24 protein-coding genes and 2 pseudogenes are annotated in these 21246 nt (G+C 51.7%); 6 read left to right on the top strand and 20 right to left on the bottom strand.

Going from position 1 to position 21246, the window contains the following annotated elements; all coding sequences use genetic code 11:
* Positions 1 to 21: 21 nt before the first annotated feature.
* The 15 genes from SJI19_RS05615 to SJI19_RS05545 form a co-directional block, all read right to left on the bottom strand.
* Positions 22 to 444: a thioesterase family protein gene (locus SJI19_RS05615; protein ID WP_323477325.1), complete on the bottom strand. Its 423-nt coding sequence runs from the start codon at positions 442 to 444 to the stop codon at positions 22 to 24.
* A 4-nt stretch (positions 445 to 448) separates the two neighbouring features.
* Positions 449 to 2185: a glycosyltransferase family 2 protein gene (locus SJI19_RS05610; RefSeq protein ID WP_323477278.1), complete on the bottom strand. Its 1737-nt coding sequence runs from the start codon at positions 2183 to 2185 to the stop codon at positions 449 to 451.
* A complete protein-coding gene (locus tag SJI19_RS05605) occupies positions 2176 to 3939 on the bottom strand; it encodes an AMP-binding protein (protein ID WP_323477277.1) in 1764 nt (587 codons plus the stop codon). The genes SJI19_RS05610 and SJI19_RS05605 overlap by 10 nt, the downstream gene beginning before the upstream one ends.
* Positions 3903 to 4502 (bottom strand): hypothetical protein, encoded by a 600-nt coding sequence (locus tag SJI19_RS05600; RefSeq protein ID WP_323477276.1) that lies wholly within the window; start codon positions 4500 to 4502, stop codon positions 3903 to 3905. The genes SJI19_RS05605 and SJI19_RS05600 overlap by 37 nt, the downstream gene beginning before the upstream one ends.
* Before the next feature lie 4 nt (positions 4503 to 4506).
* Positions 4507 to 4755 carry an acyl carrier protein gene (locus SJI19_RS05595; RefSeq protein ID WP_323477275.1) on the bottom strand — a complete coding sequence of 83 codons (249 nt, stop codon included), beginning with the start codon at positions 4753 to 4755 and terminating at the stop codon, positions 4507 to 4509.
* A gap of 217 nt (positions 4756 to 4972) precedes the next feature.
* On the bottom strand, positions 4973 to 5236 hold the full coding sequence (locus tag SJI19_RS05590) for a phosphopantetheine-binding protein (protein WP_323477274.1): 264 nt from the start codon (positions 5234 to 5236) through the stop codon (positions 4973 to 4975).
* 17 nt (positions 5237 to 5253) lie between these two features.
* Complete coding sequence (locus SJI19_RS05585; protein ID WP_323477273.1) at positions 5254 to 6057, bottom strand: lysophospholipid acyltransferase family protein; 804 nt, start codon at positions 6055 to 6057, stop codon at positions 5254 to 5256.
* Positions 6054 to 6779, bottom strand: coding sequence for a beta-ketoacyl synthase chain length factor (locus SJI19_RS05580; RefSeq protein WP_323477272.1), 726 nt, complete (start codon positions 6777 to 6779; stop codon positions 6054 to 6056). Before SJI19_RS05580 ends, SJI19_RS05585 begins: the two co-directional genes overlap by 4 nt.
* A 224-nt stretch (positions 6780 to 7003) precedes the next feature.
* Complete coding sequence (locus SJI19_RS05575; RefSeq protein ID WP_323477271.1) at positions 7004 to 7396, bottom strand: hypothetical protein; 393 nt, start codon at positions 7394 to 7396, stop codon at positions 7004 to 7006.
* A gap of 140 nt (positions 7397 to 7536) precedes the next feature.
* Positions 7537 to 8691 carry a Fic family protein gene (locus tag SJI19_RS05570; protein WP_323477324.1) on the bottom strand — a complete coding sequence of 385 codons (1155 nt, stop codon included), beginning with the start codon at positions 8689 to 8691 and terminating at the stop codon, positions 7537 to 7539.
* A gap of 113 nt (positions 8692 to 8804) precedes the next feature.
* Positions 8805 to 9740 carry a LacI family DNA-binding transcriptional regulator gene (locus SJI19_RS05565; protein ID WP_323477270.1) on the bottom strand — a complete coding sequence of 312 codons (936 nt, stop codon included), beginning with the start codon at positions 9738 to 9740 and terminating at the stop codon, positions 8805 to 8807.
* Positions 9741 to 9747: 7 nt separating this feature from the next.
* Positions 9748 to 10056, bottom strand: a complete 309-nt coding sequence (locus SJI19_RS05560) for a PTS lactose/cellobiose transporter subunit IIA (protein ID WP_323477269.1) — start codon at positions 10054 to 10056, stop codon at positions 9748 to 9750.
* The gene (locus SJI19_RS05555; protein ID WP_323477268.1) at positions 10056 to 11450 is read right to left on the bottom strand and encodes a glycoside hydrolase family 1 protein; all 1395 of its coding nucleotides are present in this window, start codon (positions 11448 to 11450) and stop codon (positions 10056 to 10058) included. The genes SJI19_RS05560 and SJI19_RS05555 overlap by 1 nt, the downstream gene beginning before the upstream one ends.
* Positions 11451 to 11472: 22 nt before the next feature.
* On the bottom strand, positions 11473 to 12792 hold the full coding sequence (locus SJI19_RS05550; RefSeq protein ID WP_323477267.1) for a PTS sugar transporter subunit IIC: 1320 nt from the start codon (positions 12790 to 12792) through the stop codon (positions 11473 to 11475).
* 19 nt (positions 12793 to 12811) lie between these two features.
* Positions 12812 to 13117 (bottom strand): PTS sugar transporter subunit IIB, encoded by a 306-nt coding sequence (locus SJI19_RS05545; RefSeq protein WP_323477266.1) that lies wholly within the window; start codon positions 13115 to 13117, stop codon positions 12812 to 12814.
* 360 nt (positions 13118 to 13477) lie between these two features.
* On the opposite strand from SJI19_RS05545, the gene SJI19_RS05540 reads away from it, so the two are divergent.
* Complete coding sequence (locus tag SJI19_RS05540) at positions 13478 to 13999, top strand: DUF3313 family protein (protein WP_323477265.1); 522 nt, start codon at positions 13478 to 13480, stop codon at positions 13997 to 13999.
* A gap of 119 nt (positions 14000 to 14118) precedes the next feature.
* Positions 14119 to 14220 (top strand): annotated as a pseudogene (locus SJI19_RS05530) (type II toxin-antitoxin system mRNA interferase toxin, RelE/StbE family); the annotation flags it as partial.
* Between the two features lie 233 nt (positions 14221 to 14453).
* Here SJI19_RS05530 and SJI19_RS05525 read toward each other — a convergent pair.
* On the bottom strand, positions 14454 to 15620 hold the full coding sequence (locus SJI19_RS05525; protein ID WP_323477264.1) for an iron-containing alcohol dehydrogenase: 1167 nt from the start codon (positions 15618 to 15620) through the stop codon (positions 14454 to 14456).
* A gap of 266 nt (positions 15621 to 15886) precedes the next feature.
* Positions 15887 to 16768, bottom strand: coding sequence for a LysR substrate-binding domain-containing protein (locus SJI19_RS05520; RefSeq protein WP_323477263.1), 882 nt, complete (start codon positions 16766 to 16768; stop codon positions 15887 to 15889).
* Between the two features lie 104 nt (positions 16769 to 16872).
* On the opposite strand from SJI19_RS05520, the gene SJI19_RS05515 reads away from it, so the two are divergent.
* The 3 genes and pseudogenes from SJI19_RS05515 to SJI19_RS05505 form a co-directional block, all read left to right on the top strand.
* Positions 16873 to 17181, top strand: a complete 309-nt coding sequence (locus tag SJI19_RS05515; protein ID WP_323477262.1) for a carboxymuconolactone decarboxylase family protein — start codon at positions 16873 to 16875, stop codon at positions 17179 to 17181.
* Positions 17178 to 17570, top strand: coding sequence for a tautomerase family protein (locus SJI19_RS05510; protein WP_416347506.1), 393 nt, complete (start codon positions 17178 to 17180; stop codon positions 17568 to 17570). The genes SJI19_RS05515 and SJI19_RS05510 overlap by 4 nt, the downstream gene beginning before the upstream one ends.
* Positions 17567 to 17713, top strand: a pseudogene (locus SJI19_RS05505) (DUF4865 family protein); the annotation flags it as partial. The gene SJI19_RS05510 and the pseudogene SJI19_RS05505, both read left to right, overlap by 4 nt.
* Positions 17714 to 17724: 11 nt before the next feature.
* Here SJI19_RS05505 and SJI19_RS05500 read toward each other — a convergent pair.
* Positions 17725 to 18618, bottom strand: coding sequence for a LysR family transcriptional regulator (locus SJI19_RS05500; protein ID WP_323477261.1), 894 nt, complete (start codon positions 18616 to 18618; stop codon positions 17725 to 17727).
* Positions 18619 to 18702: 84 nt separating this feature from the next.
* On the opposite strand from SJI19_RS05500, the gene SJI19_RS05495 reads away from it, so the two are divergent.
* Positions 18703 to 19482, top strand: coding sequence for an NAD(P)H-dependent oxidoreductase (locus tag SJI19_RS05495; protein ID WP_323477322.1), 780 nt, complete (start codon positions 18703 to 18705; stop codon positions 19480 to 19482).
* Positions 19483 to 19564: 82 nt separating this feature from the next.
* On the opposite strand, the gene SJI19_RS05490 is transcribed toward SJI19_RS05495, so the two are convergent.
* Positions 19565 to 20413 (bottom strand): mannose/fructose/sorbose PTS transporter subunit IID, encoded by an 849-nt coding sequence (locus SJI19_RS05490; RefSeq protein WP_323477260.1) that lies wholly within the window; start codon positions 20411 to 20413, stop codon positions 19565 to 19567.
* A gap of 12 nt (positions 20414 to 20425) precedes the next feature.
* Positions 20426 to 21235 (bottom strand): PTS mannose/fructose/sorbose transporter subunit IIC, encoded by an 810-nt coding sequence (locus tag SJI19_RS05485; protein ID WP_323477259.1) that lies wholly within the window; start codon positions 21233 to 21235, stop codon positions 20426 to 20428.
* Between the last annotated feature and the right edge of the window lie 11 nt (positions 21236 to 21246).

Raw genomic sequence — 21246 nt, 5'->3', positions numbered from 1 at the left:
TCACGCTGCGGAGGGATTTTTTCATAATGATATTCCCAGCCGCGCTAACAAAACAGGCGGGCAAACGAAACAGAGTGCCTGGGTGTGTTGCTCCACCGCCACCTGAATCGTATAACCGGACGTGGTATTTTTGCCGCTGGCGTCATCAAATATACGATAGCCGATGCGTAAGCGGTTTTCATACTCTTCAATACTTGCTCTCACTCGGATACGTTGCTCAAAGGTCAGCGGCGCCCGGTATTTAACCCGTGCATCCACCACCGGCCAGAGATAACCGGAATCTTTCATTTGCCGATAACCGTAATTAAACTGGCCAAGTAACGCTTCGCGTGCGATTTCCATATAACGTAAATAGTGTCCATGCCAGACGACGCCCATGGCGTCGACATCGTGAAAGGGGATAGTTATCGCTATTTCCGTCGTGAAACGCGGGTCGGTTAACACCATATCAGGCCTCGTTTGGTGGCGTTGGTGCATCGGGCAATCGCCAAAAATCAAAAAAATTGAACCAATCAAGCGGCGAAATCAGGCAATAGTATTGCAGCCTGGCCGCATAGCGATCGACGATATCTTGCAACGCTTGAGGCCGTCGGTCGCGCGGTAAATCCAGTCGGTCGGCGAAGTGTTCATAATAAATCTGCAGTTTCCCCTGTTCCTTTAGAGCAAACATCAGGGCAACCGGACAGCGCAGTGCCGCGGCCAGGATAAAGGGGCCCGGTGGAAACGGCGCTGGAGCGCCGAGAAAGTCACTCCAAATCACCCGTTGCGTAGCATCCCGTCGGTGAGTCGGTATGGCGGTGCGATCGCCGACGATCGCCACCCATTCGCCCGCATCCAGTTTTTCTTGCAATAGCATGGCGGTTTCAGGGCCGATATCCGTCACCGAGATCAGGTTGATTCCCGATTGAGGGTTAATCTGTGCCAGTAGCGTCTGGAAACGCTGCGCATGATCGGTGAAGACCAACGCATTAATCTTGACTCGGCCCTCGCCCTCGGCCAGCGCCCGGCATACTTCGATGTCTCCCAGATGGGAGGCCAAAATCAGCAGTCCGCGCGGGCGATCATTATCCGGCCGTGCCGGTGACAGAGGGGCAAAGTCAATATGTTCACCCATCCGGATACCGCCTTGCCAACTGGCCAACTTATCGAGCATAGCGTCGCCGAAGCGCATAAAATGGCGAAAGCTGTTAAGGGATGACGGCAATGGCCGGTTCTGGCGAGCGGCGGTCTGCCGGACCCGCTGCAAATACGCCATGGATGCCTGACGCTGCACGCGCCCGGTGAGCCAGAAGTAGCCTATTACCGGATAGAGCAATAGCGAGAATAATCTTCTGCCGCCGTGACGGTAGGCGGCCAGCATGCAACGCATACCCAGTGCGCCTTGGCGTTCTGGAACGCCAGACCAGTGCTGCTGTGGCGAACGCCGCTGCCAATTGCGCTTGAGCAGGCCGGGTAGCCGGGGCAACATGCCGAAAAATAACCGGGTATGTAACCAGGACAGGCGGCAATTATCCCTTAGCCCGTCGAAGTGCGACAGTCCATCCGCCGGATAAATCACCCGTGTGGGTATAAAGTGGCTTTCGTTGCCCTGCCAATAGAGCCTGACCATTACCTCGGTATCGAAATTCATCCGTTTGCCGAGATTAATCCGCTGCGCCAGCGCCAGGGTGGGCGCGATGGGATAGATACGAAAACCGCACATGCTGTCCTTGAGCGTCAACGACAAGGTTTCAATCCATACCCATAGGTGAGTGATATAACGACCATAAAGTCTGGCACGTGGTACCGATCGATCGTAAATCGGTCGCCCCGAAATCAAGGTATCGGGGTATATTGCCGATTCGTGCAGCAATATTGGAATATCCTCCAATTGATGCTGACCGTCGGCGTCCACCTGTATTCCATGGGTAAAACCTGCCTGCGCAGCCGCTGCCAGACCGGTAAGCACCGCCTGACCTTTGCCCAGGTTGCGCGGTTGCCGCAGTAGAGTAACGTCGCTTTGGCCGGCGCACAGCTGCTCTAGCAGCTTTTGGGTTGACGCTTGACTACCGTCGTCAACGATAAAGCAGTGCAGACCAAAGGGGCGCAGGCGCGCCATGACCCCGGCCATCATGGCACCGTGATCGAAGCAAGGGATGATAACACAAGGCTTTAGTGGACCCGGACAGGATGCGGTTAAGGGCATAATTTTATCTTCCCACTGCTGATCGTCGGCGCTTCCCGCTGTTGCGGATCACAAAGCTGATAACAAAACAGTAATAACCGGCGCTGCGCTTGCCATTCCAACTGCAAACGCAGCGTTTGTCCTGGCTTGACCGGCCGCTGGAATTTAACGTTTTCAATACCACCGAAAACGCCCTCGGTCATCAATACTTCCCGCCCATAATGCATGGCCCATTCCACCTGAGCCAAACCCGGTAAAATAGGTTGTTCAGGAAAATGACCGCGAAACCAAAACAGCGACGGATCAACTTTTAGCAACAGTTCGGCCTGGGTTTCGGCTGAGATTAGCCGCGATATTTCCAGGGGCAGCCGGTTAAAAAATAACGCGTTGAGCCGATCACTGTCATATTTTCCCCGGCCAGTGCGCGGCATTGCCAGAACGACTCGCCAGTAGCGCGGTACCGCCACCGGTTCAAGCCAAGTGCTCAATCGGCGACGAAATAACTGAGTCAGTGTGGACAATGTGCCCTGATGTAAACCTAGCGTACCCTGCTCTGTTAACACAATAACCGCACCCACACACCGGCGGCCATGTTTGGTGATGGGCACTACCGCCGCCTCGCTGACCTCAGCCATTGCGGTGATGCGTTGTTCTATTTCGCACAGAGAGACTCGTTTTTCTTCTATATTGATCACCTGATCATGGCGACCAGCCAGTTGAAAATGCTGGCCTTGACCGGTAAATTCCAGCCGATCGTCCAGATATTGTCCTTCTGGCTGATCGATGAGCGCCGAGCTCACACGAAGGTGGTTTTCCGACCGGTGGAAATCGATGCCGTCGAACGGTTGCCAGGCATCGGTCTCCTGCCGGCGACGACGCCAGGCTAAAACCCCGGTTTCAGTGGTGCCGTATATTTCCGTGACGCAGGAGCATAACCAGTGTCCGGCCTGCTGTGCCGCTTGCCAAGGCAGCGGGCCCCCAGCGGAGAACACACCAATACAGTCGGGCGCCGGTAACTTTTGGTCGAGCCGGGTTAAAAATGCCGGACTGCTGATAAACAACACCGGAAGCTGGGCGCTTTGACGGATCAAGTGCTCTGGATAGCGGGAGGTTTCCCGTGCGAAAGGGATGCCCAGGGTCATCGGTAAAAACAGGCCGAACGACAAGCCGTACATATGCTGGTGGGTGACGCTTGAGACCACCCGACAACCGGCTATCGGCTTATCCCGTGACGTTTTGCGCACCAACGTCGCCAGCCAGCGGGCCTCGGTGGCCATGGTGCGCAGCGTCTTGCTGATCGCTTTCGGCCGGCCGGTGGATCCGGAGGTGAATATGATCAGCCGGGCATCATCCGCAATAGCCGGTAATATCTCCGTGGCAGGCTGATGAGTCGGTTTAAGCATGATCAGCGGGCAGCCGATGGTCAACGGGGTGTCGCTTATCACACCGTCAAAATCACCACGCTGCTCTTCAAGCTGTTTTTCTCGGTTATGGCCGGGAATCACTGGGGTTTTGCCGCGATGCCAAAGTGCCAGTAATGCGACCAACAACGTATATCCATCCCCCACGCATAATGCCCAGCGTTCTCCTGGCGCGTCAGCCAAATCTAGCCATAAGGCCACAACATCACCGCGCAGTTGTCCAAGCGTCAGCACGCCGCCGTCCCACAAGGAAATGGGTGTATTGTCGGGGCGATCGCAGCTTAGCCATCGCTGAGGCGACGTGATCGCCAAGGAATCTACTGCCCGATGCGTTTGCGCGTTCTGATTATCCATTCTGTTCCCATCAGTAATCCCATTAACAGATAACTGATACCACCATTGTAGAGTGCCCATAAGGGCATATTGCCGTGAAGGCAGGTGAACAAAGCCACTGTGCCGTTAACGATAAAAAAAACGCACCAGATTTGGGTGACCCGCCGGGTATAGATTATCGCCTCTGGCGGCAGCACGGGTTGACGCAGGCGTGCCAGTTGCTCCACCAGGCTGGTTGGACCCAGTAGCGATGTGCCGAACAGCAGCAGCATGAGCACATTCATCATCACGGGATAATAGAGCAGCAGATGGTGGCTCTTCAGTAACCCGCCGGCCAGACAAAGCAGAATGCCAAATAGTGCCAGCGCTTTGGCCAACCCCTCCAGTGCCGGTATTCGGTGCCGGAATGTCAGTAGGCGCAGCAGAAAAAGCACTGCCATCACCAGAGCGATGGTTTCCGCTCGCCAGTGGGTTAAACCAAACCAGATGACGAACGGGTAACACAGTACTGCCAACAGGCTGAACAGACGCAGGGCTCCTACTGGCGATTTTAGTCCAGCTACAGGTTTGCAACGGGCGGCCATGAAATTATCCCGACGCCAGTAATACTGTCACCGCATCCACTACATCTTGCACGGTCCTAACGGATTTGAACGTCTCCGGGCTGATTTTTTTACCGGTTTTCTTTTGTAAGTGCACAACCATATCCACAGCGTCGATACTGTCGAGATCCAAATCTTCGTACAATCGTGCCTGCGGCGTAATCAACGCCGGCTTGGTGTCAAACAATGCGATGAGCAATTGCGACACATCTTGGTAAATAGTGTTTTTATCCATTGATGGACCTGTTCTTCTGAGTTTTACCCGTCATACTTCATGTTGCAGGTGCGTTGGCTTTCCTCGCTCACCCCAGTCACTTACCGGTGTAAGCTCCTGGGAGTTCGCTGCGTCGTCGCCTTCCTGCTAACGCGAATTATTTAGGGTATATTGCGTCATACTTCACGTTGCAGGGGCGTTGGCTTACTGCAACGTAAAATCCAGTGGCTTAAAAGGGTTACCCAGCAGCCTGCTGCGACCGAATATAGGTCGATAGTGTAGCCACCGAGAAAAAATGCTGGCGTATTTCTTGATTTTCCGCCGATAGTACGACGTTATAGCGGCTTTTCACCGCCAGGCCGAGTTCCAGCGCATCAATGGAATCCAATCCCAGTCCGTCACCAAACAACGGTGCGTCGGTGTCTATATCTTCGGTATTGATACCTTCCAAATTAAGGGTATCAATAATGAGCTGCTTGATTTCCACATTGAGCTGTTGCATGGCGTTATCTCAAAAGTTTAACAATTTTTCGGATCCAGGACCGAAGTCAAATAGGTGGTTAAGCGCCGAGCCGCCAGGGCGGGAGAACGATCGTCGGCGGAAAAAAAATCACCGGCAGAAAGTAACGCTTTAACGTCAATAATGAACAGTGGTTTCGCTGAGGGTATCTGATACCATTTGCTGCCTTTACAAAGAAAGGGCTGGCTACAGCGAATATGCACGATGCGGATATCGCAGCCACTGCGTACCGCCAGGTTTGCTGCGCCGCGTTGTAACTGTATTGGTTCGCCATAACGCGTGCGCGTTCCTTCTGGAAAAATCAACAGTCTCCCCCCGTCCCGCAGCCGCTTGCCGCTTTCAGCCAACAGAATTTCCGCCTGCGAGTTGATCAGATAATCTGCCGCTTTAATGGCGCCGCTGACATAAATATTATCTTGTAATGCCTGCTTGACCACACAATCACACTGCGGCATGACTGACGCCAACAACACATAGTCCAGTAGTGTCGGATGATTCGCCAGCACGAGATTTCCGCGATCCTGATCAAGCAAATGTGCGCCGTGAATCTGAAAATCCAACACGCCCAATTGGCGCGTTATCGCCAAAAAAAACCGAAAGCTTGCTGATATCAGCCGGCGTGCCAAAAAGGTGCGTCGAGGCGGATCGCGTAACAGTAGACACAGAATATGAAACCATGCGGTAATCAACAATCCGCCGATTCCGAATAAAACGAAACAGCCCCCGGTCATCAATAATCGCCAGGTAAATTTCAGCGCATTATCGGGTTTGGCCCAGACGGGTGGGGCTTCAATGGTATTCATTGACAACTCCAGCGCCAGCGTAGCCGCTCACCGGTTATGCTGAACTCCCTTTTGCCGCTCAACCAGCTATGCAAAAAGCGTAGGCTTTGCGGCAAGACGCGGGGGAGAGGTTTACCCTCAAGCGGTTGTGAGACGCAGTGTAATGTCTCGCCGGCGGTCAGCAGCAGCGCGGTGGCATAAGGATAATTTGGCGTACCGGACGCCATCAATGGGTGATAAAACGCAGGGATGTGATTATCGAAGTCCACCAGCAAAACACGCTGATAGCCACTTTTTATCAACACCAGTGCTTCGACCAGACCTTGCTGGAAACTGTCCTCCCCCGCAGAAAGTGACGTTGAGACCAGCGGCGCGTTGCCCACGATGGTCAGGCTGCCAACGGCAGCATTATGCACCGACATGGTAAAATCGGTGGGTGAGAGGGGATGCTGTTGGGCAAGAGCGTCAAGTATCCGTTGATTTCGCTCCAGTTCGCCGTGACGGCTGGTAAAAACCACCGCCTCGGGCTGGTGGCGCCGGAGCAGTGCCAGACCGTTATCCACCGCCAAACGACTACCCGCGCTTAGGCGGCGGGCGGTCATCATCGGCAAATTAGGGCAATTCGGCAGCGGCGCGTCAGCAGAAATAGCCGGCGCGATCAGGCTCCACTTCCTCCAGTGATCATGGGTGGAAAGTCCGGGCGCCGACGCTTGCCAATCAAGGATATTTAACGCGATATTCATATAACCACTTAACCACTCCGACAGAAAACTGCACATCCACTCGTATCGACACCGTACAATACCGGCGTAAAAAGGCGTCAAGGCCCCTTATCTAGCATAGTCTCACTTCTGCCACCACCCTTGCATTGATTTACAACGCAAGGATGCGATCGCGTTACCAAACAGATTGACGTCGGGTGGAACGGAATGTTTATCCCCGTTATCTTTCACGCAGCAAGGTATATTCAGTTTGCGGTATTGATCAAACGGATCTGAATGTCCTTATTCAGATTGGCGATCCAATGGTTATAATTGCGATGTATATTGCCCTTGGTGTCAGCCAGCAAGTTTTTACTGGAAACATAATGGATACTATAGCTGTCGGGGCTGTAGGTTATTTGGATATTCGCTTGATGATCCCGAGCCTTAAGGCTGCCGTTGATCACGCCCGGTTGCACCGGTGTCATGACCCATTGGCGCGCCATGCCGGCCTGCAAAATGGCCTGCTTAACGTGGTCAGCCGAATAATGTACTGCCAAGGGGGTATCCACGTTAACGATGCGGGCGGTACGAGAGCCGCAACCGGCCAATGCCAGTGTGCAGATAAAAGCCATTAAAAGGGGTTTAATCGATTTCATTGTTGCTACTTTTCCCTGTAATTTATCAGATGATTGTACTATCGGCAGAAGCGCGGGCATCTTAAATCAATCAAGAAGATTATGTAAATATTACTTTGAAATCGGGGTACGATTCATTTAATAAGAGAGGCGATTTACCTTTAATCCTCCCTCTCATGGGAAAGTGGTAGTGCGGCAATTTGATAACGGGTACTACGGCCGCCACCGGGCAATTTTTCCAGACATCCCTTGGCCAGCAGATCCGTTAAATGGCGAGTTGCTGTGGCTTTACTGACTTTTGCGACCTTTTGATATTGGGTGGCGTTTATACCAGATATAAACCCTTTTACCCCACCGTCCAACAGGCGGTTTAAGACGTTTTTTTGTTCCATTGATAAGTTGGTATGTTGAAAACGCTGCCAGAAGCGCGTTTTTTTCAGGGTTTGATTAACTGTTGCCAACGCATGTTCTAGTGTGGCCTTTAACGTATCCAGGAACCATCCCAACCAGGGCGTGATATCCATGGTACCCCGTTGGCATTGCTCCAGAATTTGATAATACTCCTGTCGACGCGCCAAGATCGACATAGACATGGCATACAGCCTTACCGATTGATTATCAGCTTGTGCCAAGGCCAAATCTGTTAAAGCGCGGGTAATACGTCCATTTCCATCGTCAAATGGATGTAATGTTATAAACCAAAAATGGCTGATTGCAGCACGCAGTAAGGGGTCTAGTTGACGATTGGCATCCGTCTGGTATTGATTGAACCATACCAAAAAATGCCTAAGCTCGTGCTCAAGAATATCTTGAGGCGGCGCAACAAAATGAATTATAGGCCGGTCTATACGCCCGGAAACCACTTGCATCAGTTCGTCAGTGCGCAGTTTCCCAACCTGAATAGCATATATTGAGAGTGGGTTTTTGGGGAATAAGCTGACGTGCCACTTTAATAAGCGTTCCAGAGTTAATGGTCGTTGCAGTTCAGTGACGGCGTCGAACATCATTTCAGCCACCCCCTCCGAGCGATCGGTTATTGGGTAGGGTTTATCCTCGCCAATACCTAACCGTTTGGCCAAAGAGGAACGTACCGATTGTGCATTCAATCGCTCATCTTCAATAGCAGAAGAGGCAAGAATATTGGCTAGCATATTGTCTAAACTGAATCTGAGATCGGCTGTTTCGTGGATGGCGGAGGTTTTACCGATCAAAACGCCTAACAATAGACGTACTGCGCGTAGTTGGCGGTTTATTTCCTCGTCATTCCAGTAAAATGACGGCCAATCAGGCTGTTGCCATATCCAATCAGGTTCCATGGCCACCTCAGTTTCATTAGTGAGCCGAATAGTCATATTATTCGGCTCATACCATGAGCCGAATAATATGACTATTCGGCTCATGGCACAAGCGTGACATCGCGTATTCGGGGTCAGCCTGCGACTAAATCACCGCGGATCACCAGCGGTACTCCGCCGTTGTTGAGACTGCCGGTAATCATCTCCAGGGCCTTTTCCGCCAGTTTTTCCAGGGGATACTCAATGGCCGGTAGTGGCTGTAGGGAACCAGGCAACGGTGTGGTACCGTCCAGGCTGATAATGGATAAGGAATCCGGTACGGTCCGGCGATAGGCGTGCAGCACTGAAATGGCTTCCTGCGCGTCGGTTTGATTCATAACGACTAACCCGTTGAAATTAGACCCTTTATTTATTAAAGTTTGTAGCGCCACTCTAAGCGATTGATCGCGGGAAGACACCAGTTGGCGGTCATAAGGAACCAAATGGTATTCAAGGCCACGGCGGTAGCCTTGCAATACCTGTTCGGCGGTGTCGCCGTCAGCATAGTTGAGCAAGGCCAATCGACGGCGGCCATGACTTATCAGGTATTGGCAGGCGGTTTCGGCAGCAAAAGCGTGGTCGAAGCTGATGCTATGCTCCCCCGGTGTGTCCAGGCAGTCGATTAACACCACACTACCTTCCAGCGGCGGCAACGCGAAGCGTGCGCCAATCACTAACAGTGCATCACACAATCCTCTTCCCAACGAGACGCTGGCGCTGGTGACGCCGGCGGCATCGTCGGCGAAACGCAACAGCAAGTGCTTGTTATAGAGACGAAACTGTTTTTCCAACGCGGGAAGGTAATCCACCGCGTGCTGCATGGATTCCATCGCACAGATGACCCCCACACACCCGGTGGATTGGGCATTCAAGGATTGCGCTATCAGGTTTGGCTGGTAGTTCAACGCACTGGCGGCTTTTAGCACCGCCTGGCGACTTTCCTCCCGCACGCCACGACTACCACTGATTACGCGCGATACGGTGGCTTTGGATACCCGCGCCAAACGGGAAACATCATTGATCGTCGCCATATGCCTACTATTGTTGCTGCCGTTGATAAAGTATAACCATCTCATTAATTAATTCGCGCGCCAAGATGGCGTTCATTAAATGATCTTGCGCGTGCACCATGATAAGTGTCATGGGCACCCGCCCTTCACCTTGGTCTTCGCCGATCAATTGGGTCTGGATGCGATGAGCCGCCTTAATAAAATTATCCGAGTCCGCCAAAAGTTCCCCTGCTCGGACAAAGTCGCCATTGCGCGCGCATTGTAGCGCGGTCATGCATTGACTTCGCGCTTCCCCGGCATTCACCAGGATGGTCATGATGGTTGTTTCGCTGTCCATTATTTGTCCTCAGTGGTGAAACCATGCTGACGTGCAACGTCCGCCAGCCATAGACCGCTTTTTTTCACCGTGCGCTGCTGAGTGGCTAAATCAAGCTGTACCAGACCGTAACGGTTTTTATAGGCGTTGCTCCAGGACCAGTTATCAATAAAGGTCCACATATGATACCCCAGGCAGCGGCTGCCTTGTGCCAGTGCCCGATGAACCCATACCAGGTGTTCTCTTACAAAATCAATTCGATAGTTATCCTCAATGCGACCATCCTGTAGGAAGCGAAGCTCGTCTTCCACGCCCATGCCATTTTCGGAAATATAACAACGTGGATTGTTATAATTTTCCCGCAAATTGGTCAAGATATCGTAGATGCCGCGCTCATAAATTTCCCAACCGCGCCACGGATTCATTTTACGACCGGGCATCTGATAGTGATCAAATAGCCATTCAGGCATAAAGGGCGCAGCGGGATTGACCTGGTTGGCGCGACACTGTACCCGGCGTGGCTGGTAGTAATTAATGCCCAGTAAATCCACAATGCCGCTGGCCAACAGTTGCCGATCGCCGGGCAGGCAGGTCGGTAATTGGTCATATTGCCCGAGCAACGCGACCAACTCATCTGGATAGGTGCCGCGCAGTGCTGGATCAAGGAAGCTGCGGTTAAACAACAAATCGGCATGATTGGCCGCCGCCACGTCCGCCGGATTTTGGGAGCGCGGATAAGACGGGGTCAGATTAAGAATGATACCAATGTCGCCGTCGCAGTCGGACTGACGGAAACGTTGCACTGCCATGGCATGGGCCAGCATGGTGTGATAGGCCACGGTAGCCGCGCGTTTGAAATCCACCACGTTGGGGTAATGGAAATCGTACAGATACCCGCCTTCAACCGGCACTATGGGTTCATTAAAGGTGAACCAGTGCTTGACCCGATCGCCAAACAGCTCAAAGCAGAGCGCGGCGTAATCGGCATAGGCCTCGACGACGCGCCGGTTTTCAAACCCCCCCTGCGCTTGCATGGCCATCGGCATATCGAAGTGGAACAGGTTAATAAAAGGAGTGATACCCTGAGCCAGCAGTTCGTCAATGACCTGGTTGTAAAATGCTACCGCCTGCGGATTGCAGGGGCCTTGCCCATCGGGTATCAGGCGCGCCCAAGACAGCGACGTGCGAAAACTATTATGGCCAGTCTGTTTCAGTAGGGCAATATCCTCGCGCCAATGGTGATAAAACGTCGAGGTATTTTCCGGCCCCACCCCTTGGAAAAAGCGTTCCGGCTGCAGTTCGAACCAATGGTCCCAAACATTGGGGCTTTTGCCAGCACCGAGAGATTCTCCTTCGGTTTGCGGGGCTGAACTGGCGCTGCCCCACCAGAAATCTTTCGGAAATAAATACTGCATAAAAATGTCTCCTTAGTTTCTTTTAGGAATTCAGCGCTACCTGAGCTTCAGCTTCTTGGTTTTCATCTTGTTTTTTTAACAAGGTCCGTTCGTAGGCTTTGAGGAAGGGGTAGTACATCAGAGCCGACATCACCATACAGAACACACACATAATAACCGGACTCAAGGTCCAGTTGGCGGCCCATGACGCGCCGATCGGTGCCGGGGTTGTCCAGGGAGTAAGCTGCACAACTTGCGAGACCCAACCCAGTTTGGTGGCAGTCCAGGCAAAGGTGGCGTTGATCATCGGCACAAAGATAAATGGCAGGAACATCACCGGATTCATGATGATCGGTGTGCCAAATAAAATGGGTTCGTTGATATTAAAAAAGCTGGGCACGACCCCCATGCGACCGATGGTACGCAAATGCACCGACCGGCTTAGCAGTAACAGGAAAGCCAGCGGTAGGGTGGATCCGACGCCGCCTATCAGTAGATAGTGATCCCAAAATCCCTGCAGGTAGATATGAGGTAGCGGCGCACCGGCGGCCAGAGCGCTTTGGTTTAGCGCCAGGTTGGTCATCCAGAACGGGTTCATGATGCCGGTGACTATCAATGCACCATGGATACCGGCAAACCAGAGAATTTGGCAAATCAGAACCGACAGCAGCATGGCTGGCAATGAATCCGATGCGGAAACCAACGGCGCAAGCAGCTGCATGATGGCTTCAGGGATAATCATGCCGGTAAAGTGTTCCACCAACAGGTTCAGTGGATGCAGGGTGGCGACGATGACCACGACCGGGATCAGAATTTCAAACGAACGGGCCACCCCGGTAGGCACCTCTTTTGGCAGGCGAATGGTAATATTGTGGTGTTTAAGCCAGGCATACATTTCGCTGGAATAGATGGCTGCGATGATCGCGGTGAAAATTCCCTGACCGGAAAAATAGGCAACTGAAATTTGTTTATCATGATAGGGAGCGGCTACCAGCAAAAACGCCATAAACGCCAGCAGGCCGGACATTATGGGGTCGAGCTTGTAGTGTTTTCCCAGGCTGGCACCGATGCCGACCGAAATAAAAAAGGTCATGACGCCCATGCTGAGATTAAATGGCAGCATCAGTTGATCACGGTAGCGCACGGAAAAATCCAGCCAGCTGCGGGCGAAACGCCAATGAGTGTCAGGGTCGAACGGTGGAAAAATAAATACCAGCATAAACGAACCGATAATCATAAAAGGCAGCGCGGCAAGAAAACCGTCGCGGATGGCGATAATATGTTTTTGCTGACCGACGCGGCCGGCCATAGGGGTAATGTGACGCTCGATAACGTCGACCATAGCTTCGTATAGGGTACTCATGGTGTCGTCCTGTAGTGAGTTATTTGATCAGTGAGAGCGCAAAATCCAGCACCTTATCGCCGCGCTGCATGCCGTAGTCCATCATATCGATAGCCGCCACTGGAATGCCCCGCTCCGCGGTTTTCTCCGCCAGGGATTCCAACATATATTTCACCTGCGGCCCCAGCAGTACCACTTGGTAGCGTGGGAACTGCTCATCAAACTCACTCACGCCATACGCATCGATGTTAACCTCCAGGCCGCGTTTTTCCGCCTCGGCCTGCATTTTTTTTACCAACATGCTGGTGGACATCCCAGCGGAACAACACAACATGATAGTTTTCATTTTTACCGTCTGAATGAATAGTGGGTTTCGCCACTATTGGATAGAATAAGGAAACCGGTTTCCAACGGTTTGTCCGCATTTTGTGAAGGCTTTCAAGGAAACAGGTGAACCCAATGGACAATGTGTGAATGACGTCACGTATTTGCCTGATAATTGGTCACCGATCACACATATTAATAGGTGTCGCTTTCTCGAACGACGAGTGATAGCTTGAAAGGATTGCGGGCCGCCGGTCCATAACGCTGCGCTAGGGTGGCGATCGTTCAAGGTTGTAATCTAATGAGTTATCGGTATCAGCGGCAGTGGACATGGTCAGTTTTGAGCGTAGCGGCGTTACTCTTATCGGCGTGTAGCACCCATATGGCAACTAAAACCAGCGGATTTCTTGGATCCTATGATCACCTGGTTCCTGCTACCGATGGCAGTATGCGTATGTTGCGCACTCCCTATGCGCTGGATCCCGCACATACCGTTATCACCGCGGTTGAATGGCGGGTAACCGGTTCCAACCGGTTATCGGCCGAAGAGCGGGCTATGCTGCTTAGCGCACTGAAAACCGGCCTGCAGCAGGAAATCAATCGTCTGCCTGCGACCCATAGTGGCCGGTCGGTTGAAATTCGGGCGGCCATAACGGATATTGCCACGGTCTCTCCCGCCCTGAACGTGCTTAGCGTTGCACTGATAGCCGCGCCGCTGGACCGGGGGGGCGCAGCGGTTGAAATTGAAGCCGTGGATACTGACACCGGTAACCAGTTAGCCGCCATGAGCATGGGGTATTTTGCACCCATGAGCGATCTTCAAGCACGGTTCAGTAGCCTGGCCCCGGCCACCATAGCGCTAAATAAAGAATCCGCAGAATTTGGATCGCTTCTGCACCCCTAAAATGATGGGGCGGGTTTTCCGGTTGCTACCCTTAACCGGAATCAGCCGGCTTTTTATTGCATACCTGCTGAGTTTTATGAACGTATGCTCGATGCGATGGCCTTGATGATCAAGCGCCGGTTTATCAGGTTATTGACGATGAGTTAATTATTTCGGTAGTAGCGGTAGGGAAAAGAGAGCGTAGTGATGTTTATAATATTGCTAGTGAGCGTTTAAAATAGTAGTGTGTTTTATACATTTTTTGCATATGGTAAAATATTATTTTTATTAAATGCACCGGCATAAAATAATCACTAGACTGGTCTTGAACTCAATGCTGATGACGTACTGGTTTTGTTCGTTAAACGGTGATCCCCATTAGAAATGAGGATCACTACAGACTTATAGGCATATTCAACGGTTAAATGATAAATATCGAATATGCCTTATGAATAAACACACGCTATAGGTTACATCAGATAGCGGGTTCACCTTCATACGCTTTTCTATATAACTCAATAATCTCTTCTTTTGTTGCTTTACGGGGATTGGTCAGATGACATACATCTTTTTGGGCATTTTCAGCCATAATGGCAAAATCCTCAGGTTTCACACCCAGGATCTTCAAATTACGAGGAATACCAACCTGTTTGCTCAAGCGTTCGATCGCCTTAATGGCTTTAACTGCAGCATCATCGGTAGAAAGGCCGGTTATATTTTCACCCATTGCTTCAACAATGTCTCTAAAGCGATTTAGGTTACTCATCAGGTTAAATGACTCAACATAAGGGAGTAAAATAGCATTACAGACCCCGTGCGGTAAGTTATAAAAACCGCCGAGTTGGTGAGCCATTGCGTGTACATAACCTAAAGATGCATTGTTAAATGCAATGCCTGCCAAATATTGGGCATAAGCCATATTGTCTCTGGCTTTCATATATTCGCCATTAGCCACTGCTTTAGGCAAATATTGAGTGATCATGGTGATTGCTTTTAATGCGGCAGTATCAGTAAGCGGATTGGCCATCGTTGAAACATAAGCTTCAATAGCATGCGTCAATGCATCCATACCCGTTGCTGCAGTAAGAGCGGGTGGCATCCCTACCATGAGTTCTGGATCATTGATAGAAATTTGTGGCGTTACTCGCCAATCGACAATGGCCATCTTAACTTTTCGTTCGGTATCGGTGATGATACAGAACCGGGTAATTTCAGATGCAGTACCCGCAGTGGTATTAATAGCCATTAATGGAATCATGTCATTATTGGATTTATCAACACCTTCAAAATCCTTTATATTACCGCCATTCGCTGCAATGAGACCAATGCCTTTAGCACAGTCATGTGAAGAACCGCCGCCAAGGGAAACAATAGCATTGCAACCATTTTCTTTATAGGCTTTAATTCCATCCGCAACATTTCTATCTGTAGGGTTTGGCTCTGCACCACCGAAAATATGAACATCAATTCCTGCTTTTTTGTAAATATCAGAAATTTTATCGGCCATACCGTTATGGGCAAGGAATTTATCGGTGACGATCATTATTTTTTTTACTTTTAAAGTCTTGGCTAATTCACCGGCTTCTTGTGAACTACCTTCTCCAAATACATTTCGTGTTGGTAAGAAATAATAAGTTGACATTCTTTTTCCTCTTTTCAGTAATTCGGCTTTATGTATTTACTGCCAATAGGCCATTCAGGCTTTCTGAAAAATAAATCAACAATTAGGTCAATACTAATATTATATATATAATTGTCAAGCTGAATATAAATACCATAAAGTGATCTAGCGCAACGACAAATGCTTTTTTAAATAGATAGGGGTTTATGGTTGGTATTAATCTTAAGGCTAAGTCAGTGACATGAGATAATCAATAGTGACGTTGGGTTTTGTTAAATAAATCTGGTTCAAACCCACGCTTGCACCGCGTTGTTCAATAGCCGCTGCAGGTGCATCGTGGCCGGGGAGTGTTTACTTGGACTTTGCAGCAAGGTGATGCCTAGGGTAGGTAGGGCGGGCAGAGTGGGGTGTGCATTGGCGATAAGCTCTGTCGGCCGGCCCATCTTTGAGCGCACCGTAACACCCAGTCCGGCGCTTACCGCCGCCCAAATCCCGCTCAGGCTATGGCTGACAAAGGCGACACGCCAGGAAATACCCGCAGCGTCAAGGGTGGTGATCGCCTGGGAGCGCATCAGACAGGGGGCATCAAACATCACCAGTGGCAAGGGCTGACCTTTTTCCAGATAAGTCGCGATAGCCAACTGTGGGTGTGATATCCACTGCAGCGGTAGCTGGGCTAAAGGGCGAGCGCCCGGCATAGACTGGGTATCCAGCCAGCTTAGGGCCAGATCCAGTTGTCCACAATCGATAGCCGCAAGCAACGCCTGGTTGCGATCAATGCGGGCGGTGATCTGCAGGTTGGGATGGTCGCGGGAGAACTGGCCGAGAATGGCCGGCAGCAGCGTCTCACCAAAATCTTCCTGCATGCCAAAACGCACTTCTCCCGCCAATACACTGCCACGTACCGCCATCACGGCCTCATCGTTAACCGCCAGCAGCCGACGGGCGTAGCTTAGCAATATTTCGCCACTATCGGTCAAACAGAGATGCCGGCCGTTTTTTCGTACCAATGCGGTACCGCACTGTTGCTCCAGCTTTTTTAATTGGGCGCTCACCGCTGAGGCAGACCGGTTCAGGCGCAGCGCGGCCAGCGCGAAATTGCCCAATTCTATCCCCGCCACAAAGCTACGTAACGCCTCGGTGTCCAGGGCAATGGTTCGGTTATGCATAATTGTCTCGCTTTTCAGGATGAACGATACCAAATATTTCGATTTTCTTAATCATAGCATCATTTAATAATCAACACCGACCCCTCTGTCACTGGAGTTTTGCCATGTCCCAACCGTTAAATCGCGATACCTTGGCCGCCATTGCCCCCAAACTGGCGCAATTGACCAAAGACGTGTTGTTTGAAGATATCTGGTGTCGGCCGCAATTGAGTCCACGAGATCGCAGCCTGATCACCCTTGCGGCTCTTGTGGCGCTGGAGCGCACTCAGCAGATCCCCTGGCACGTGGCGTTCGCCGAGCGTAACGGCGTGCGTCACGACCAGGTGGTTGAGCTTATCACCCACCTGGCTTTTTACGCCGGTTGGCCGGCGGCAGTGTCGGCCCTTGGTTGTCTGTCAGAAGGGGAGCAATGATGCCATTTACCCGAATTATCTTCCGCCAGGGTCGGTGGGACGATGAGTTGCACCGTATCTCGGATATCCTGCATCAGGCCCTGGTGGATGAGTTTGCCGTACCACCGGCCGATCGTTTCCAGGTCATTGAGGCTCTGGCTTCAATGCATCTGATCTATGATCCGCATTACCTGACCGGCCGACGTTCTGCCGACTATTTGCTCTTTCACATCACTGCCGGTAAACCGCGCGATGGCGATCAAAAACGTAATTTTTACCGGATACTCACCGACCGCCTGGTCGCAGCGTTGGGTATATCGCCGGACGATATTATGATAGTGATGCAGTTTACCTCCCCAGAGGACTGGTGTTTTGGCAACGGCACGGTTTTTACCCTGGAGGCGCTATGATTGCTATGCAATACAGCTTCACCCTGCCAGAGGATTACGCGATGTCGATTATCGAACGGCGTATCGCCGATAACGGGGCTCGGTTGGATGGGTTTCCCGGACTGATGTTCAAAACCTATTTGTACGCGCGCGGGGACGACCCGCTGCCGACCAATCACACCGCATCGGCGATCTGCCCGCGCAGCCACCGGTGTGCCGGGTCGCGATGGGAGCGTTCATGCCATAACATCACCATCTCGAAACCCGGCACGTCAATCGGTGGCGCTATCATTTGTAACCCGTCGGTATCGCGCACCAGACGTGAGGGCAATAAACCCACCAGATCGGTGCTTACCAACACCGAACGCATATACAGGAAGTGCGGTACACAAAGCACTACCCGGCGGGATAATCCCATGTCCGCCAGTATCTTATCGGTAATGCTGTTAAAACCGCCGCCATCCGGTGATACGATCACCTGTTCGAGTTTGCAAAATTGAGCAATTGTCAGGTTGTTTTTCAAGTGCGGATGACCTGCGCGGCCAACCAGGACATAGCGTTCGGTAAACAGTATCCGGCGGCGCAGGTTGGACGTTTTGTTATCGCTGGTATGGAAGGCCAGGTCAATCTCGCCTTGCTCCATTTGTTTGGCGATCGACGCCGGTGTCAATTCAAATACAGCCAGCCGGGTACGAGGCGCTGCCGCCCGCATCCCATTCAACGCCGGCAGCAGGATGGTTGATTCGCCGTAGTCCGACGCGGCCACGCGCCAGGTATTGCTGGCCTGTGCTGGATTAAACACACTGGTGGGTGACAGCGCGTGTGCCAGAACGTCCAAGGCCATGCGTAATGGTTCACGCAGTTCATCGGCACGGGCGGTGGGTCGCATCCCTCGCGGCCCAGGGAGCAGTAGTGGGTCGTCGAGGATATTCCTCAGTTTGCCCAGTTGGACGCTTACCGACGGTTGCGATAGATTGAGCCGTTGTGCCGCACGGGTAACATTATGTTCCGCCAGCAACATATTGAGCGTGATGAGTAGATTAAGATCCAGCCCTCTGAAATTGTTCATAACAATACCTGGAATAGTAAAAATTCATTTCCACTATATCTTAACCCGACCTATTCTGCGTCTTTCCCTTGATGGAGGATTATGATGAACGTGCTTATCGTTTATGCCCATCCCGAACCCCGCTCATTGAACGGTTCGCTGTTGAATTTTGCGGTCAAACGCCTGGAAGATGCCGGGCATAGTGTCCAGGTGTCCGATTTGTATGCCATGCAATGGAAGGCCGCGTTGGATGCCGACGACAGTGTGGTGGACCGACTAGCCGGTCAGCGTTTTGATCCCTCGCTGGATTCCAGACGTGCGTTCGAGCAGGGCACGCAGAGCCAGGATATTGCCCGTGAACAGGAAAAACTGCGATGGGCAGATGCGGTAATACTGCAATTCCCCTTGTGGTGGTTCTCTATGCCGGCCATCCTTAAGGGCTGGGTAGAACGGGTATACGCCTGTGGTTTAGCTTATGGCGTGGGAGAGCATTCCGACACGCATTGGGGCGATCGTTACGGTGAGGGCGCCATGGCCGGCAAACGGGCGATGCTTGTCGTCACCACTGGGGGATGGGAGTCACATTACAGCCCGCGCGGCATTAATGGCCCAATTAACGATATTTTGTTTCCGATTCAGCATGGGATTCTGTACTACCCTGGTTTTGACGTCTTACCGCCAATGGTGATTTATCACACCAGTCGTATTGACTCGGAACGCTATACCGAGGTGTGCGACCTACTGGGGCAACGCCTCGATAATCTGGCAAATACGGCGCCAATCCCTTTTAGACGACAGAATACCGGTGAGTACGTTATTCCCGAGTTGACGCTGCGCCCTGACATTGCACCAGGGCGGTCAGGTTTCGAGGCACACCGCAAATAGACGGTATTGTGCACAGGTTTGGTCGTGTCAAACAGTGGCTGACGAAAGGAAAAGCCCCATCTGGGGCTTTTTCCTACGCATATCAGGCCAGGAAGCCAGCCCAAGCACCGAATATACCGATAATAAAAATGACGATTATCATCAGCAGCGGATTGATTTTTTTACGCAGCAGCCGACAGACCAATAAGGTCAATAACAGCGGCAGCATGCCCGGTAGCAATTCATTCAAGATACCTTGAACGGTGGTGGTCACCACGTGGCCATCGGTCCCGGTAATACGTGAAATCACGATGGGCACGTTGATTGTGGTCCATTTACAAACCAGTGCGCCCATAATGAACAAACCCAGGATAGAGGCCGACTCGGTCAACTTCTGAATGCGGTTACCACCCAAATCGGCCAGTATTTCCCGTCCTTTCTCATAACCGTATTTGAGGCCGAAATATTTTACCGGCAGACGAATGGCATTAAAGGCCAGAAAGAAAAATAGGGGTCCCATGACACTGCCATTCAGTGCCAGCGACGCGCCCAGAGCCGCCAGTACTGGGCGAAGCGTCCCCCAAAAAATCGGGTCGCCGACGCCAGCAAATGGCCCCATTAAGCCGACTTTAACACCACTTATACTGTTGCCCTCAATATTGGCGCCATTGGCTTTTTCCTCTTCCATCGCGCCGGTCACGCCAAGAATAGGTGCCGAACAAAAGGGTTGAGTATTAAACCATTCTAAATGGCGTTTAAGCGCTTCATTTCTTTCAGGGCCGGGTGCATAAAGGCGCTTGATGGCCGGCAGCATAATAAAGCAGTAACCCAACGCCTGCACACGTTCAAAGTTGAATGACCCTAACAGGAAATTCGAGCGTATAAACATATTCACGATATCGCCTTTGGTGAGTTTTTTTTCCCCTAGGCCAGTCTGGTGGGTAGTCATCATTGATATCCTTGGTTAAGCGTCGAGATCGTCTTCGTCGTTTTGGAATGAGGTAGTGCCGTTTGCGGCGGGAAGAGGCGCAGCATTAGGTTTGGCCTGATATTTCGGATTCAGTTGCATATACAACAGCGCACCCACCAAGCCAAGACCACCGAGCCCGACCAAATTAAAATTGGTAAAAGCGGCAATTAAAAAACCGGCGAAGAAAAACGGCATCAGATATTTTACGCTCATCATATTAATTACCATGGCGTAACCGACCACGACGATGATGCCGCCGCCAATTTGCAACCCATGGGTAACCACATGAGGAATACTGCTGAGGATGGCTTCAACGGAATCGACGCTCAGCATAATCACTAAACAGGTCGGGATCATGACGCGCAGCGCCTGAAAACACAGCGCCGTAATATGCATGATTTCAATACCACGGATATTGCCTTTATCGGCGTAGGCGTCGGCGCGGTGGATCAGAAATACGGTCAAGGTACGGACAAATATCGTCAATGCCTGCCCGGCGGCGGCCAGGGCGACCGCAATAGCAATGCCCTCACCCACACTTTGGTGGGTATTGATCACCAGAATGGTCGAAATTACCGAGGCCATTGCCGTATCCGGTGCCATCGCCAGTCCGACATTCATCCACCCCAGGGCCATCATTTCCAGCGTGCCGCCCAGAATTATCCCGGTGGTCATATCGCCCAGGATCCAGCCAACCAAGGTACAGGCTACCAGCGGCCGGTGGGTCTGCCCCTCGTCGAGCACGCTGCCCATGCCGGTAATAGCCGCGACAATCAACAATAATACTATCTGTAAGGTAGTCATAATGGTCTCGA

The sequence above is a fragment of the Acerihabitans sp. TG2 genome, assembly GCF_035013185.1.
Classification (GTDB): domain Bacteria; phylum Pseudomonadota; class Gammaproteobacteria; order Enterobacterales; family Enterobacteriaceae; genus Acerihabitans.
This window is presented reverse-complemented; position numbering and strand designations above follow the sequence as displayed.

Bases quoted from the DNA above. Each gene is read 5' to 3' on its own strand.
- SJI19_RS05500 (WP_323477261.1), bottom strand. From the start codon at position 18,618: ATGAACAATTTCAGAGGGCTGGATCTTAATCTACTCATCACGCTCAAT.
- SJI19_RS05545 (WP_323477266.1), bottom strand. From the start codon at position 13,117: ATGAAAACTATCATGTTGTGTTGTTCCGCTGGGATGTCCACCAGCATG.
- SJI19_RS05565 (WP_323477270.1), bottom strand. From the start codon at position 9,740: ATGGCGACGATCAATGATGTTTCCCGTTTGGCGCGGGTATCCAAAGCC.
- SJI19_RS05515 (WP_323477262.1), top strand. From the start codon at position 16,873: ATGTCCCAACCGTTAAATCGCGATACCTTGGCCGCCATTGCCCCCAAA.
- SJI19_RS05540 (WP_323477265.1), top strand. From the start codon at position 13,478: ATGGCAACTAAAACCAGCGGATTTCTTGGATCCTATGATCACCTGGTT.
- SJI19_RS05495 (WP_323477322.1), top strand. From the start codon at position 18,703: ATGAACGTGCTTATCGTTTATGCCCATCCCGAACCCCGCTCATTGAAC.
- SJI19_RS05560 (WP_323477269.1), bottom strand. From the start codon at position 10,056: ATGGACAGCGAAACAACCATCATGACCATCCTGGTGAATGCCGGGGAA.
- SJI19_RS05610 (WP_323477278.1), bottom strand. From the start codon at position 2,185: ATGCCCTTAACCGCATCCTGTCCGGGTCCACTAAAGCCTTGTGTTATC.
- SJI19_RS05590 (WP_323477274.1), bottom strand. From the start codon at position 5,236: ATGCAACAGCTCAATGTGGAAATCAAGCAGCTCATTATTGATACCCTT.
- SJI19_RS05490 (WP_323477260.1), bottom strand. From the start codon at position 20,413: ATGATGACTACCCACCAGACTGGCCTAGGGGAAAAAAAACTCACCAAA.
- SJI19_RS05605 (WP_323477277.1), bottom strand. From the start codon at position 3,939: ATGGATAATCAGAACGCGCAAACGCATCGGGCAGTAGATTCCTTGGCG.
- SJI19_RS05600 (WP_323477276.1), bottom strand. From the start codon at position 4,502: ATGGCCGCCCGTTGCAAACCTGTAGCTGGACTAAAATCGCCAGTAGGA.
- SJI19_RS05580 (WP_323477272.1), bottom strand. From the start codon at position 6,779: ATGAATATCGCGTTAAATATCCTTGATTGGCAAGCGTCGGCGCCCGGA.
- SJI19_RS05525 (WP_323477264.1), bottom strand. From the start codon at position 15,620: ATGTCAACTTATTATTTCTTACCAACACGAAATGTATTTGGAGAAGGT.
- SJI19_RS05595 (WP_323477275.1), bottom strand. From the start codon at position 4,755: ATGGATAAAAACACTATTTACCAAGATGTGTCGCAATTGCTCATCGCA.
- SJI19_RS05555 (WP_323477268.1), bottom strand. From the start codon at position 11,450: ATGCAGTATTTATTTCCGAAAGATTTCTGGTGGGGCAGCGCCAGTTCA.
- SJI19_RS05485 (WP_323477259.1), bottom strand. From the start codon at position 21,235: ATGACTACCTTACAGATAGTATTATTGTTGATTGTCGCGGCTATTACC.
- SJI19_RS05575 (WP_323477271.1), bottom strand. From the start codon at position 7,396: ATGAAATCGATTAAACCCCTTTTAATGGCTTTTATCTGCACACTGGCA.
- SJI19_RS05585 (WP_323477273.1), bottom strand. From the start codon at position 6,057: ATGAATACCATTGAAGCCCCACCCGTCTGGGCCAAACCCGATAATGCG.
- SJI19_RS05570 (WP_323477324.1), bottom strand. From the start codon at position 8,691: ATGGAACCTGATTGGATATGGCAACAGCCTGATTGGCCGTCATTTTAC.
- SJI19_RS05520 (WP_323477263.1), bottom strand. From the start codon at position 16,768: ATGCATAACCGAACCATTGCCCTGGACACCGAGGCGTTACGTAGCTTT.
- SJI19_RS05550 (WP_323477267.1), bottom strand. From the start codon at position 12,792: ATGAGTACCCTATACGAAGCTATGGTCGACGTTATCGAGCGTCACATT.
- SJI19_RS05510 (WP_416347506.1), top strand. From the start codon at position 17,178: ATGATGCCATTTACCCGAATTATCTTCCGCCAGGGTCGGTGGGACGAT.